General features: G+C 62.7%; 8 protein-coding genes, 1 pseudogene and 1 riboswitch. Of the genes and pseudogenes, 4 read left to right on the forward strand and 5 right to left on the reverse strand.

The annotated features are described in order from the left end of the window. Positions 1-257 precede the first annotated feature (257 nt). Positions 258-2,732 carry a DUF1217 domain-containing protein gene (locus BHMPCIPO_RS05280; RefSeq protein WP_173515791.1) on the forward strand — a complete coding sequence of 825 codons (2,475 nt, stop codon included), beginning with the start codon at positions 258-260 and terminating at the stop codon, positions 2,730-2,732. Between the two features lie 169 nt (positions 2,733-2,901). Here BHMPCIPO_RS05280 and BHMPCIPO_RS05285 read toward each other — a convergent pair whose 3' ends face one another. From BHMPCIPO_RS05285 to BHMPCIPO_RS05295, 3 genes are all read right to left on the reverse strand, one after another. Continuing rightward, complete coding sequence (locus tag BHMPCIPO_RS05285; protein ID WP_173515792.1) at positions 2,902-4,335, reverse strand: FAD-binding oxidoreductase; 1,434 nt, start codon at positions 4,333-4,335, stop codon at positions 2,902-2,904. Between the two features lie 125 nt (positions 4,336-4,460). Beyond that, on the reverse strand, positions 4,461-5,435 hold the full coding sequence (locus tag BHMPCIPO_RS05290; protein WP_173515793.1) for an L-threonylcarbamoyladenylate synthase: 975 nt from the start codon (positions 5,433-5,435) through the stop codon (positions 4,461-4,463). A gap of 79 nt (positions 5,436-5,514) precedes the next feature. Continuing rightward, a complete protein-coding gene (locus BHMPCIPO_RS05295) occupies positions 5,515-6,114 on the reverse strand; it encodes a DUF6656 family protein (RefSeq protein WP_173515794.1) in 600 nt (199 codons plus the stop codon). Between the two features lie 303 nt (positions 6,115-6,417). Further along, positions 6,418-6,623, forward strand: a riboswitch (cobalamin riboswitch). Positions 6,624-6,727: 104 nt separating this feature from the next. On the opposite strand from BHMPCIPO_RS05295, the gene BHMPCIPO_RS05300 reads away from it, so the two are divergent. Both BHMPCIPO_RS05300 and BHMPCIPO_RS05305 read left to right on the forward strand, forming a co-directional pair. Further along, complete coding sequence (locus BHMPCIPO_RS05300) at positions 6,728-7,972, forward strand: aromatic ring-hydroxylating oxygenase subunit alpha (protein WP_173515795.1); 1,245 nt, start codon at positions 6,728-6,730, stop codon at positions 7,970-7,972. A gap of 1 nt (position 7,973) precedes the next feature. Beyond that, positions 7,974-9,068 (forward strand): FAD-binding oxidoreductase, encoded by a 1,095-nt coding sequence (locus BHMPCIPO_RS05305; RefSeq protein WP_173515796.1) that lies wholly within the window; start codon positions 7,974-7,976, stop codon positions 9,066-9,068. A 146-nt stretch (positions 9,069-9,214) separates the two neighbouring features. Here BHMPCIPO_RS05305 and BHMPCIPO_RS05310 read toward each other — a convergent pair. After that, a pseudogene (locus BHMPCIPO_RS05310) lies at positions 9,215-10,225 on the reverse strand (glycoside hydrolase family 25 protein); the annotation flags it as partial. 441 nt (positions 10,226-10,666) lie between these two features. Further along, positions 10,667-11,656 (reverse strand): transporter, encoded by a 990-nt coding sequence (locus BHMPCIPO_RS05315; RefSeq protein WP_173515798.1) that lies wholly within the window; start codon positions 11,654-11,656, stop codon positions 10,667-10,669. Between the two features lie 290 nt (positions 11,657-11,946). Here BHMPCIPO_RS05315 and BHMPCIPO_RS05320 point away from each other — a divergent pair, with 290 nt between their 5' ends. Next, positions 11,947-13,728 (forward strand): acyl-CoA dehydrogenase family protein, encoded by a 1,782-nt coding sequence (locus tag BHMPCIPO_RS05320; RefSeq protein WP_173515799.1) that lies wholly within the window; start codon positions 11,947-11,949, stop codon positions 13,726-13,728.

Consider the following 13,728-nt stretch of genomic DNA (forward strand, 5'->3'; position numbering starts at 1 on the left):
GAATAGGCGCCCCCCTTTCCGAACGACTTAAGAATCGCGGTTAAGAAAACTTTGCGTTTTTCGATGGTTAGCAAAAGCCGACCGCTCAGGGTTTCCGTTTCGTCAACGGCTCGGACCGTCTTGTCCCGATCGGGCGCAACGCGGGGCGCCGGCCGTCGGCGAAAAGCCACACACAAGCCAGTGCTGCAATCATGACGCGTCAGAATTCTGTTTCGGGGATGGTTCGCCCACCCCATGGGTAACCGACGGGGCCAGGCATGGTATCGACCTATCTCGACTACAGTCGCATCACGCGTGATTTGCGCAGCAGCCTCAACCGTGTTGCCCAGCAGCCGCAGATCGCGCGCGAAGCCGAGTATTACCGGGAAAACATCGGCAGCGTGAAAACCGTCGACGCGTTCCTCGACGACTACCGGCTCTATTCCTACGCGATGAAGGCGCATGGCCTGGAGGACATGACCTATGCCAAGGCCTTCATGCGCAAGGTTCTGGAAAGCGACCTCAAGGATGACAACAGTTTCGCCAACCGTCTCACGGATGAACGCTACCGCAATTTTGCACAAGCCTTCAACTTCAGTTCGGCAACCGCGGTGGCCCAAACCAACGCACAGCAGGATGCGCTGATCGGCCTCTACAACGAGCGTATCACCAATCTCGATACAGTCATGCGGCAGGAGATGGCCTATTTTGGCGCGGCCATGGATCTGGTCACCGATGTCGACCAGTTCCTGGGTAACGAAAAGCTGCGCAGCTTTGCCTTCACGGTGTTCGGACTGGACCCCAAGACATTTTCCTACGCGGATGTCCGCAATGCTCTGACCAGCGATCCCGCGACGCTTACGGCCAACCAGACGGCCGCCAAGACCCGGATGACGGAGGCGACGAAGCAGCTAACGGACCTCGGGGCACGCGACACGGCGCTTTCGCAGATCTCCAGCCTGACGGAGCAACTGGCCGCAGCGCCCGATGCCGAGAAGCCGGCCATCCAGGCGAAGATCGACGAGCAGAACGCGATCGTGGCCGATCTCGACGCCAGGCTGCCTCCGCGCGACCAGGCGCCTGCGCTGAAGGCGCAGCTCTCACTGGAGCTGACGACGCTCGACCGGCAGGTGCGCAGTCTCGATATCTATATCCAGCTAGCCTCGACGTTTAATTTCGATGCCGACGGCAGCGTGCCCGCCGGCGAGAAGGCAATCAGCGACGAAAAGAAGGCGCTGCTCAACGAGGCCTATGTCTTCGAGCGCCCTGGCGTCACACCGTCGGGCGCCGCACGACTGACCGGCGCCGGGGCGTTGCTCAACAAGGAATACTACGAACAGACGATCGGCAGCATCACCACGGTCTCGGACCTGGTCGGCAATAGCCGTCTGTTCAACTACATCGTCACGGCCTTCGGCTTGCCATCCGCGACGACGGTGCCCTCTACGGTCGAAAACATCCTGACCAGCGACATCAACGACCCCGAGAGCTACGTGAACAAATATGGCGGCGAATACAACGCCGCCTACAAGAAGATGTTCGCCGCCTTCAACTTCCAGACCGACGGCACGCTGCAGGCCGGCAAGGCGGCGCAGGATGCGAACCAGATGAAGACGACGTCCGACGAGTACATGGTGCGCTACAACGACAAGAGCGATGCCGAGGACGAAGCTCTGGTCAAGCGCTTCAAGCTCCTGATCGGCACAATGAAATCGGTCGATGAACTGCTCGCCAACAACGACATGAAGAAATTCATGCTGCGGGCCTTCGGTCTCGAAAACGAGGATCTGAGCACGCGAACGTTGAAGCGTATTCTGACCAGCGACCTCAACGATCCCAAGAGCTATGCCAACACGCTGCGCGATGAGCGCTACGTCAAGCTGGTAAAGGCATTCAACTTCAATCCGGACGGCACGCTCGGCGCACCGAAGCTGGCGCAGAGCGAAGCCGACATCATGAACACGGCCAAGGCCTACGTGATCGCCAAGTCCCGCTTTGGAACGGATGAAGAGAAGAAGGTCGCCAAGGATAAGGCGCAGGAGGAAGCCAAATACTACACTGCCGAGATCGAGAAGATCGAGACGCTCGACGCCTTTCTTGCGAACCGGCGTCTGGTCGACTTCGTTCTCGTCGGCGCCGGCATCGATCCGGAAACGGTCAAGACCGAATACCTCAAGGACATGTTCACGTCCGACCTGGACGATCCCAAGAGCTTCATCAATACCGATCCGAACGGGCTGAGATATCGCGAGATCGTCGCCTCCTTCAACTTCGATACGGACGGCAAGATCGTCCGGGGCGAGGCCGGCCAGATCCAGACCCGGCGCGGGTTGATCACCACGGTCGATCTCTATCTCAATCAGTCGCTCGAGGAGTCGGAAGGCGCCGACAACGGCGGCGTTCGCCTGGCGCTCTATTTCAAGCGCAAGGCGCCGGAGATCAACACGGCCTACGACATCCTGGCCGAGACCGCCCTGTTCCAGGTTATCAAGACGGCCTACAGCATGCCGGAGGGACTGCAGAACGCCAAGATCGAGGCGCAGGCCGCCTATATCGAGCGCGTCATCGACATCAAGGAGCTGCAGGACCCGGCGAAGCTCGAAAAGCTCCTGCAGCGGTTCACGGCGCTTTATGACGTCGAAAACAACACGGACGTCTCACCAGGGCTGGCGATCCTCAGCGGTAGCGGTGGTGGCGGTGTCAGCGCCGAGACGCTCCTGTCCCTCTCGCAATTGCGCGCAGGCGGTCGCTGACGCGGACCCGGAAGTCTGGCGACCTCCTGCGGGGTGCACGAGCCCTCGGCCTACAGCGCCGCGCGTCTTTTCAGACGCGCAAAGGTCGCTGTAGCACTTTGATTTACTGCATGTCTTTGCCCTTAAATCGAGGTCGATCTAAGGAGACATGCAGTAGGGCCGCCCGCAATCACCGGTCCGCGCGCAGCACCTTGTCAGGGTTCATGATGCCCGCCGGATCGAAGGCGTGCTTGATCCGTAGCATCAGCTCGATCTCGATCGGCGACCGGATCTCCGCGAGCTCGTCGCGCTTCAACTGGCCGATGCCGTGTTCGGCCGAGATCGAGCCGTTGTATTTGAGAACGATACCGTGGACGATCGCGTTGATCTCGCGCCAGCGATCGAGGAAGGCTTGCTTGTCGGCGTCGACCGGCTGCGAGATGTTGTAGTGGATGTTGCCGTCGCCCATGTGGCCGAAGGAGCAGATGCGCGCGCCGGGGATCGCCTTCATGACAGCGGCATCCGCCTCCTTCATGAAGGCGGGAATGCTGGAGACGGGCACCGAAACGTCGTGCTTGATCGAACCGCCCTCGGGCTTCTGCGCCGGCGACATGCTTTCGCGCATATGCCACAGCGCCTTGCCTTGCGTCTCGTTGGCAGCGATCACGGCATTTTCGACGAGGCCGGCCGCAAATCCCTGTTCCAGAAGGTCGCTGACCATCCGCTCGGCGCTTTCGGCGGAATCGGAGGTGGAGATGTCGATCAGCGCGTACCAGGGGTGGACGGTTTCCAGCGGGTCGCGAACGCCGGGAATGTGCTTTGTCGTGAATTCAACGCCGAGCCGCGGCATGAGTTCGAAGCCCGTCAGCGCCGGCCCGCAAAGACTGGAGGCCCTGTCGAAGAGGGCGAGCGCATGCTCGACGCTGCCGACGCCGGCGAAGGCCACCTGGTGTCCGAGCGACTTCGGAAAGAGCTTGAGCACGGCGCCGGTGATGATGCCAAGCGTGCCCTCAGCGCCGATGAAGAGATCACGCAGGTCATAGCCGGTATTGTCCTTCTTCAGCCGGCGCAGCCCGTCCCAGATTTCGCCGGTCGGCAACACCACTTCGAGGCCGAGGCAAAGCTGGCGCATGTTACCATAGGCGAGCACCGCTGTACCGCCGGCATTGGTGGAGAGATTGCCGCCGATGCGGGCGGAGCCTTCCGATCCGAGCGACAGCGGGAACAGGCGATTGTGATCGTCGGCCGCCTTCTGGATGTCGGCGAGAATGCAGCCGGCGTCCGCCACGATCACGTTGCCGACCGGATCGACGTCGCGAATGCGGTTCAGCCGTTCGAGCGAAAGCACGATATCCGCCTTGCCTTCCCGTGGGATCTGGCCGGCGACGTGGCCGGTATTGCCGCCCTGCGGCACGATCGCCGTGCGGGTCGCGCTGGCGAGTTTCATGATGCGCGAAACCTCGTCGACCGAGCCGGGACGAAGCACCATCGGCGTCGTGCCGCGATAGAGCCCGCGGGATTCGACGAGATAGCGGGCCTTGTCCGCTTCGGCGGTCAGCGCATTGGCGCTGCCGACGATCTCGACGAAGGAGGCGATGAGTTCGGGGGAGGGAAGGGTCGTCATGGGCCTGCCTTCGTGTTGCGCCTGCGCGCGCTATCGGACCGGTCGATCTGAAGACACGATCCTCGGTTCGTATCGACTGCGATCATAACCGCAATCGCGGTGCGGAGGAGATGCCGCACGCCATCTCACCCGCGCGGCGCCGCCGCCCGCTGCAGCCGATCGATGATCGCTTCGCCCAATCCTTCCGAAGGGATCGGCCCGACGGCGATCGTCGCCGCCCCGCTGGCGTCCGCGCGCTTCATGTAGTCGAAGAGATTGGCTGCCGCTTCGCGAAGATTTCCGGTCGGGCTGAGATCGAGAACCACGGCCGCCTGTTCCTCGCCGGCGATTCGGTCGCCGCCGAAGCGGATCAGCGCCTCACCGCTGCGCACATCGGCGGCATCAAGCCTGACGGCAGCGCCTGGCGCGTAGTGGGAGGCCAGCATGCCCGGCGCCTCGATCGTTGCGCCCGCCGTTTCCGGCCGGATCACCGGACGATCGAGCAGGCGCTCGATCTCGGCGGCATCGAGGCCGCCCGGGCGCAGCAGCCGGATCTCGTTGCCGTCGACCTTGATGATCGTGGACTCCAAGCCGATTTCGGCTGGGCCGGCATCGAGAATCAGTTTCAGTTTCTCGCCGAGATCGGCATCGACATGGGCCGCACTGGTCGGGCTGATCTTGCCCGAGGTATTGGCGCTGGGTGCGGCGAGCGGCCGCCCGAAACTAGCGATCACCCGGCGCGAGAAGCCGTCGGGCATGCGGATGCCAAGCGTATCGAGGCCGGCCGAGGCAAGCGCGTGCACGGTGCTCTCCGGCCGCTGCGGCAGGATCAACGTCAGGGGGCCAGGCCAGAACGCTTCCGCCAGGCGTCGGGACATGGGGTCGAAGCGCACATGAGCCTCGGCCATGGCCATGTCGGAAACATGCGAGATCAGCGGATTGAAACGCGGCCGCCCCTTCATCTCGTAGATGCGGCTGATCGCGTCGGGATTGGTCGCGTCGGCAGCAAGGCCATAGACGGTTTCGGTGGGAATGGCGACCGGTTCGCCTTCGGCAAGAACGGCGCAGGCGCGTTCGATCGCGCGGTCCGGTTCAATACCCGTGTCGATGATCTCTGCCATGCCGTTTCCTTTCCGACGCTTCCTTAGCGGACGTGCCGGGAAAACAGAACGATTTTCTTTGCGGGGATCGGTTGCTGGCTCAGAGGCTGCGGATGATGCGGCGCAGCGCGTCGTCCCGCGCACCCAGCATCAGCACGTTCTTGAGAGCAACCTTTGGGTCGTCCGTGCGGAAGAGCAGCCCGTTGTCACGGACGTTGCGGTTGATGACCATCTGTCCGTCTTCGGCGTTCGGCTCGATCGCGACGGCGAAATACATGCGGGAATAGCCGCTCTGGATGCGGTCGAAGAAATGGGTCTCGTCACCAAGGTCGCTGAAGAAATTGGCGAAATAGAACGACCAGGTGATGTCCTTGGAAGGCGTCACCGCGGTGCGCGCCGCCGTCACATGGCAATAGCCGAGATGCGGCTTGCCGACGAGCGTGCGGTGGAAGATCAGCTTCGGGAACTGGATCGAGGCGTGAAAGCCATTGATCCGCCTGTGCGTCGTGTCGCCGGCGGTCGCGAGCTTCTTGCCGGTTCTGTCCGCGACTTCCTCATAGCTCAGATACCGCCGTTCGCCCGGCACCCATTGCCGGCGGTTGATCCGGCCGGTGCGCAGGAACTCGGTGTGGACTGCCGTCTTCGGCACGACCGCCGGCGGCTTCTCGGCCGCTGCGTCGTAATATCTGAATTTTGCCATGCGCCATCTGCCTGCGGGACATCCTCGTCCGCCGGCAAGCCTAGTGCCTTATGGTTAATGAAGGATTTCCTTTCGTTGGCGGAAGATGCGCCGGTACTTTCATGAAAATGTCGCAAACGGGCGAAGTCTTCCCGTGCCTGCGCCATATCGGCCACAAAAGGTGGCATATGCCCAATATTTGATCTATCTATCTGTTTATAAAGTGAAAAATTTCCAACGCCGGTTTGGGAGAACGGTTTCCATCGTGTCGTCATTCTGGAATTGGATGTCGCTATCCGGCGTCTGCCAGGACGCCTTCCGCGCTTACATATCCCTACTCAAGGTGTCGCCTTCCAAAGGGGAGGCGGAGAATTGGGAAGCCGGTCAAATCCCGGCGCTGCCCCCGCAACGGTGGTGGAGCGAAGGCCTCGGCAAAAAGCCACTGGACGGTTCCGTCCGGGAAGGCGCCGGGCTGGTCCTTGGAAGGACGGCTCCTGAGCCCGGAAACCAGCCTTGACGGACATAACCGTAACGGGTTGCGGCGGGCAGCCGGATCGGAGCCTGAAACGCATGGGTGTGCGCCCGTGCGGGTTCCTGTCCTGCCTCTCCGAAACATGGCGCATGAGGACAGGACATGGATACCAAGACCGATATGCTTCGCAAGCTGAAGGGCCGGCGTGACGGCTACAGCCTCGATCGGGCCTTCTACATCGATCCCGACTATTACCGGCAGGATCTCGAAAACATCTGGTACAAGGACTGGCTGTTCATCGGCCATGACTGCGAGATCCCGCGGGCCGGCAACTATTTCACCGTCCAGGTCGGCGATTTTCCCGTCGTCATCACCCGCGATCGCCAGGGAGCGGTCCGCGCGCTTCACAATTCCTGCCGGCACCGCGGTTCGCGCGTCTGCACGCAGCACAAGGGGTCTTCGGCGAAGCTCGTCTGTCCCTATCATCAATGGACCTACGAACTTGATGGCTCGCTGCTCTTCGCGCGCCAGATGGGCGAGGACTTCGACAAGGCGGCCCACAGCCTGAAATCGATCCACTGTGAGACGGTCGGCGGCTATATCTTCATCAACCTGTCGGAGACGCCGGCGGATTTCGCGGCCTTCCGTGAACTGGTCACTCCCTATCTCGCTCCGCACCGGCTGGGGGAGACCAAGGTCGCCTTCGAAAGCACCATCATCGAGAAGGGTAACTGGAAGCTCGTCTGGGAAAACAACCGCGAGTGCTACCATTGCGCCGCCAATCACCCCGAACTCTGCCGCACCTATCCGGAAGCGCCGACCGCGACCGGGGTGCAGGGCGCCAAGGACGATCCGGTGATTGCCGCCCATTGGGCGAAATGCGAGGCAGAGGGCCTGCCGAGCGAGTTCCGGATGTCGCCGACCGGCCAGTTCCGCGCCGCGCGCATGCCGCTGGTCGATAATGCCGAAAGCTACACCATGTCGGGTGCGCCTGCCGTCAAAAGGGCGTTGTCGGCCGATGTCCGGCAGAAGCAGATCGGCACGCTCCTGATGTTCCATTACCCGACCACCTGGAACCATGTGCTTTCCGATCACGCCATCACCTTCCGCGTGCTGCCGCTCGGGCCGGAGCTCACGCAGGTGACGACGAAGTGGCTGGTCAACAAGGATGCGGTCGAAGGCGTCGACTATACGCTCGATGACCTGACCCATGTCTGGACCGAGACCAATGACCAGGATCGCCAGATCGTCGAGGAAAACGCCTTCGGCATCCGCTCGCCGGCCTATGAACCCGGCCCCTATTCGCCGGAGCATGAAGGCGGCGTGATGCAGTTCGTCGAATGGTACTGCAAGTTCATGGAGCAGCGCCTCGAGGGCGATGCGGCTCCGTTGTCGAAGGTCGCCTGACATGCAGATGGCATCCTCCTTCCACCATTTCGACGAACTGCATGTCTGGATCGACCGGCAGCAAATGCTCGAATGCACTTCGGCGGTCGTCGAAACCGCCGACGTCATGACCTTCACCTTCCGCGCGGAGAAGCCAGCCTGGTTTCGTTACCTGCCCGGCCAGTTCGTCACCCTCGAACTGCCGGTCGCGGACGAACCGGTCATGCGCACCTATACCCTGTCCTCGACGCCATCGCGGCCGCTCTCGATCGCGGTCACGGTGAAGGCACAGGCCGACAGCATCGGCACCCGCTGGATGTTCGACCATCTCAAGCCGGGCATGAAGCTGAGGGCCTTCGGGCCGCTCGGCGATTTCAGCTTCGTCCGCCATCCGGGCGACAAGTACCTGTTCATCTCGGCCGGCTCCGGCGTCACGCCGATGATGTCGATGACCCGCTGGATGGCGGACTGCGTGCCGGAGACGGACGTCACCTTCATCTCCTGCGCCCGTCGGCCGGAGGATCTTTTGTTCCGCTCGGAACTCGAGGTCCTGGCAACGCAGATGTCCGGGCTGAACCTCGGCTTCATCGTCGAGGGACATGAGGCACGTCACGGCTGGCATGGTCTGCGCGGCCGGATCGACGGTGCCAAGTTGCCGCTACTCGCTCCCGACTTCCTGGAACGCACGGTGTTCTGCTGCGGGCCGGAGCCCTTCATGCGCGGTGTGCGCGAGATGCTGAAGGCAGCCGGTTTCGACATGAGCCGCTATCACGAGGAGAGCTTCCAGCCGGCGGCCGCGCCGGCTGCGGAAGAAATCGCCGTGCGCGCTGGTATCGGCGATGACGGCGACGGTCAGGTGGCCAAGGTCGCCTTCACCATGAGCGGCAAGGAAGTGGTGGCAAAGCCCGGCCAGACGATCCTGCAGACGGCCCGCGCCAACGGCGTCAGGATCGGCGCGGCCTGCGAGGGCGGCATCTGCGGCACCTGCCGTGTGATGAAGGTCGCAGGCGAGGTCGAGATGAGCCACAATGGCGGCATTCTCGATGACGAGATCGACGAGGGCTACATCCTCGCCTGCTGCTCGCGGCCGCTGGGAGATGTCCAGATCGAAGCCTGAAGGGGCTAGGGCGTGTTACAGGGCGGAGGCTGGACGGTGGCAGACCCTGGGCCGCCGGCATCGGCAGGTGGCTTGGAGCATCCGCCCTGCGCGGCGCCATCGGCCGCAACTGCCACCTGCAGGGCGCGCTCATGGCGGGCGAAATCGATCGAGCCGGTCACCAGCATGTCGACGCTGCTGCCGGCGCCGCTCGTGGCACCGGCACGGCTGACGAGCAGTGGCTCGCCAAGCGTTGCGGTCGCCCGTGTGGCCGCGTGCACTCCGGTCCCTTGCGCAGCTTGAGCGACGAGGGTGAGCGGCATTGGTTTTTCCGGCAGCAACGCGCCTTGCGCCCAGATCGCCTTCAGCGCCAGCGGCGACATCGCGGCGACGTTCACGTCGATGTCGTCCAAGGTGCCGGGCACACGATAGGGACAGCGCCGCTTGCCGCAATTGACGCCGGAGGAGAACTGCCACAGCGCATAGCTGTCCCAGTTGCCCATCGGGAAGACCTGGCGGATATCCGGCTTGTAGCGCGCATACCAGAGCGGCAGGCGCGATAGCAGCCGGTGCTTGGCGCGATGCGTGGCGATGTACTTGGCCGTGATGTGGTTGGTATAGAGGATCGGATAGCGTCCGGTCCGGGTCTTGATGTGGCCGGCGAAGATGGCGGCATCCTCGAGCGACATGTATTTGTCGGGATCGATGCCTTCGAGATCGAGAACCATCAGCTCGTCGTCGCGCGGCTCGGCGTAGTCGAGGAAATGGTTCGCCTGGTCCACCGGGTTGCCGGGACGGGCGAGATGGTAGGCGCCCCACAGCAGCCCGTGCGAACGGGCGATCATGCGCCGGGTCTGGTAGAGCTCGCGGCTGACGGCGTATTTGCGCCACATGGTCTTGCAGTGGTTGAAGGTGTCGCCATTGTGGTCGCCGGTGCAGGAGAAGCTTTCGGGCAGGCCGTCGGAGGCCTTGGCGATGAAGCCGGAGATGCGCTTGTCGGCGAGCATGATTTCCCAGTCGATGCTGTTCATTTCATAGGCGTCAACAATGATGGAATTCGACTTGGTCTTCCAGGGTTCCAGTTCACCGGCGCGTGTGGTCGCCGCCGCGAAAATCAGACCCAGGAAGGTCGCGAGGCGCAGAATCATCCCTGTGGTGGAGATATACCGCTTAGCCATTCTCTGAGATTGCCGACAGTATCGTTAACGCATCGTAAATCTCAGCCCCCGCGCGAACTGTGCTGGAGGCAAACGCGAATGTATACCGACCTGCGGCTGTATGTGAGTGATGTCTTGCATAGCGACGTCGTATCCCTTCGTCTCGTGGTTGCAGGCGATCGACGGCAGGAAGGCTTGAAAGCCCGGAGCCGCCAGCTGATTTCCAGTTGCAGCCGGGCTCTTTGCAATTTGGCCCGGACGGTCTCCGAAGGCGGAACAAGCCTAAGGTCTACGCGCTGCCGCGCGATTTCGGATATTCCGGCTGAGGGAGATCCTTGGATTGGCGCCGATCCGGGCGAATCATGCAGAAGTTGAGTTCGCGATCGTCGCCCGAAGTCTTCGAGGCTCACGGAATGTGTTTTCGCGGTGGAGGATTTGATGGCCGGGTTTGGCTCCCGGCTCTTAGAGGATACCGATCCGCCTCAGGATCCACCAGGCAAAGCCCATGGAGAGCGCGATGAACAGCGCCGCATAGAGCGTGCCGGTGCCATCGGCGAAGGGCAGCGCCCCGGTATTCATGCCGAAGAAGCCGGTGACGAGCGTCGGCGGCAGCAGGAAAGCGGTCATCAGCGACAGGATGTAGAGGTGCCGGTTGGTTTCCGAGGAAATCTTGCTGTCGATCTCTTCGTGCAGCAGGCGCGCCCGCTCCTGCAAGGCGAAGACGTCGCGGTCAACCGCTTCGAGGCGGTCTGAAAGCCGCTCGGCGGCGTCGATGAAGCCGGGCGGCACCTCGTCTTCGTCCGAGGCGGCAGCCCGTCTCAGCAAGGCCAGGATCGTGCGCAGATGGCGGTGAAGCCGCACGACCGTACGGCGCAGCGGCGCGAGGCCCGGTTGCTGCCGGTGCCCCGCTTCGCCATAGACGTGATCCTCGATGACATTCAGGTCCTCGGTCAGTTCCAGAACCAGCGAGATCAAAGTGCGCTGGAATTCGATCACGATCATCTCGAAGAGATCGATCGGGCGGGCGCATTTCGCGCTCTTCTCGACCGCTGCCTTGACGCGGTCGATGCTGCGCAGTGGATGCAGGCGCGTGGTGATGATGATCCTGTCGCTGACGGCGAAATGCAGCCAGCCGATCGTCTTGGTCACTGCGTCGAAGGTGCGCTCGAAGTCGACGAGCGTCCCGTGTACGATATCGTCCGAGACCGTAATCGCGGCCTGCGTGTCGTGGCTGGTCAGCGTCGCGACCGCGAGCGGCGGAAGGTTGCCGATCCGCTCGATCAAGGCAGGTGTGCGTGCGTCGGAGAGCGCCAGATGAACCCAGACCCATCCTTCGCCGGCAAGCAGGCTGTCGATCGAAGCGTCGGTGGCGATGCGCTGGCAGCGGCTTTCGCCGGGCAGAAAACGATAGGCCCATACGATGCCGGGTATTTCGGGGGAAATCAGGTTCATCGGAATGCCTTGGCAGGGGCCCACCGCATGTTCCCTAAAGCGCCACCGACTTAAGGGAGAAAACATGCGGCCATTCAAAAAAGCTACAGCGACCTTAGCGCGCCTTACCAAGACGCGCGGCGTTGTATGCCTTGGCTTCTATGCCCGGTTGATGACAGTTTTGTTACAGGCAAGCACGGCACCGCGTGCGTAGAGGAGTGGGAATTGACGTTGACGTTTACGTAAAAATCAATAGTGTTCGGCGCAACGAGGATACGCTCTGCGCGACCTGGCTATCTGGGAGGATCATCATGTACAAGGCACCCGTCGACGAGATTGCGTTCACGCTGAAACACGTGGCAGGCATGGGCGACGCGCTGCAATCGGGCGCCCTTGGCGACCTCGGCGAGGACTTGGTCGATGCCATCCTTTCGGAAGCCGGCCGGTTCGCGACGGAAGAGGTAGCCCCCCTCGGCGATATCGGCGACCGTCAGGGCTCGCGCCTCGTCGGGGGCAAAGTTCAGACGCCGGATGGCTGGCGTGACCTCTATCACAGCTGGATCGGCGGCGGCTGGAACGGCCTGACGGCTCCGGAAGCGTACGGCGGCCAGAACCTGCCGCACATGCTGCATGTTGCCGCCATGGAAATGTGGAACGCCGGTTCCATGGCCTTTGCGCTCGGCCCGACGCTCACCATGGGCGCGATCGAGGCATTGGAGAAGCATGGCTCCGACGCGCTGAAGGCCACCTATCTGCCGAAGATGGTTTCCGGCGAATGGACCGGCACGATGAATCTGACCGAGCCGCATGCCGGCTCCGACCTCGGCGTGCTCAAGACCCGTGCCGAGCGCCGCGACGACGGCACCTACCGCATCTTCGGCCAGAAGATCTTCATCACCTGGGGTGAGCACGACTTCACCGACAATATCGTCCATCTGGTGCTGGCGCGGCTTCCCGATGCGCCGGCCGGCACCAAGGGCATCTCGCTCTTCCTGGTGCCGAAGTTCCTGGTCAAGGCCGATGGTTCGCTCGGCGAACGCAACGATCTCTTCTGTCATTCGCTCGAGCACAAGCTCGGCATCCATGGCTCACCGACCTGCACGATGATCTATGGCGACGGCAAGTTCGGCGCCGAGAAGGGCGCGGTCGGTTACCTGATCGGCGAGGAGAATCGCGGCCTTGCCTGCATGTTCACCATGATGAACAACGCCCGGCTTGCCGTCGGCATGCAGGGTGTCGCCATTGCCGACGCCGCGACGCAGAAGGCGATCGCATTCGCCAAGGAGCGCACCCAGGGCAAGGCGCCGGGCTGGACCGGGCAGGGCATGAGTCCGATCATCGAGCATCCCGATGTCGCCCGCACGCTTCTGACGATGAAGGCGCTGACGCAAGGCTCGCGCGCGATCTCCTATGCCTGCGCCCATGCCGTCGACATGGCGCATGCGGCCGAAGGCGAGAAGGCGAAATACTGGCAGGAACGCTCCAGCCTGCTGACGCCGATTGCCAAGTCCTTTTCGACCGATGCCGGTGTCGACGTCGCCTCGATGGGCATCCAGGTCCATGGCGGCATGGGCTTCATCGAGGAAACGGGTGCGGCGCGCTACCTGCGCGATGCCCGCATCGCTCCGATCTACGAGGGCACGAACGGCATCCAGGCGATCGATCTCGTCACCCGCAAGCTGCCGCTTTCCGACGGCGCCCATGTCCGCGGCTTCATCGGCGAACTGCGCGAAATCGCGTCTGCCGTGCGCGCTTCGAATCGGAACGGTTTCGGCGAGACGGCTGCGCGTCTCGATGCGGCGCTGGATGACCTGTCGGCTGCGACCGAGTGGTTGATAGCGGCCGTCGCCGCCAGCAAGCTCGCCGAAGCATTGGCCGGCGCCACGGCCTATCAGCGCCTGTTCGGCCTGGCGCTGACCGGTGTCTATCTCGCAAAGGGTGGTCTGGCTGAAGTGAGCGATGCCAAGGAAGACCAGCGCATCGCGCTCTGCCGCTTCACGGCGGAAAACCTTCTGGCGGAAACCGCCGCGCTGAAGGATCGTGTCGTCAACGGCGCCGACAGCCTGGCCGTCGCCCGCGCCGTTCTGGCTTGA

Source organism: Ensifer sesbaniae, from assembly GCF_013283665.1.
Classification (GTDB): Bacteria; Pseudomonadota; Alphaproteobacteria; order Rhizobiales; family Rhizobiaceae; genus Ensifer; species Ensifer sesbaniae.

Bases quoted from the DNA above. Each gene is read 5' to 3' on its own strand.
- BHMPCIPO_RS05280 (WP_173515791.1), top strand. From the start codon at position 258: ATGGTATCGACCTATCTCGACTACAGTCGCATCACGCGTGATTTGCGC.
- BHMPCIPO_RS05285 (WP_173515792.1), bottom strand. From the start codon at position 4,335: ATGACGACCCTTCCCTCCCCCGAACTCATCGCCTCCTTCGTCGAGATC.
- BHMPCIPO_RS05290 (WP_173515793.1), bottom strand. From the start codon at position 5,435: ATGGCAGAGATCATCGACACGGGTATTGAACCGGACCGCGCGATCGAA.
- BHMPCIPO_RS05295 (WP_173515794.1), bottom strand. From the start codon at position 6,114: ATGGCAAAATTCAGATATTACGACGCAGCGGCCGAGAAGCCGCCGGCG.
- BHMPCIPO_RS05300 (WP_173515795.1), top strand. From the start codon at position 6,728: ATGGATACCAAGACCGATATGCTTCGCAAGCTGAAGGGCCGGCGTGAC.
- BHMPCIPO_RS05305 (WP_173515796.1), top strand. From the start codon at position 7,974: ATGCAGATGGCATCCTCCTTCCACCATTTCGACGAACTGCATGTCTGG.
- BHMPCIPO_RS05315 (WP_173515798.1), bottom strand. From the start codon at position 11,656: ATGAACCTGATTTCCCCCGAAATACCCGGCATCGTATGGGCCTATCGT.
- BHMPCIPO_RS05320 (WP_173515799.1), top strand. From the start codon at position 11,947: ATGTACAAGGCACCCGTCGACGAGATTGCGTTCACGCTGAAACACGTG.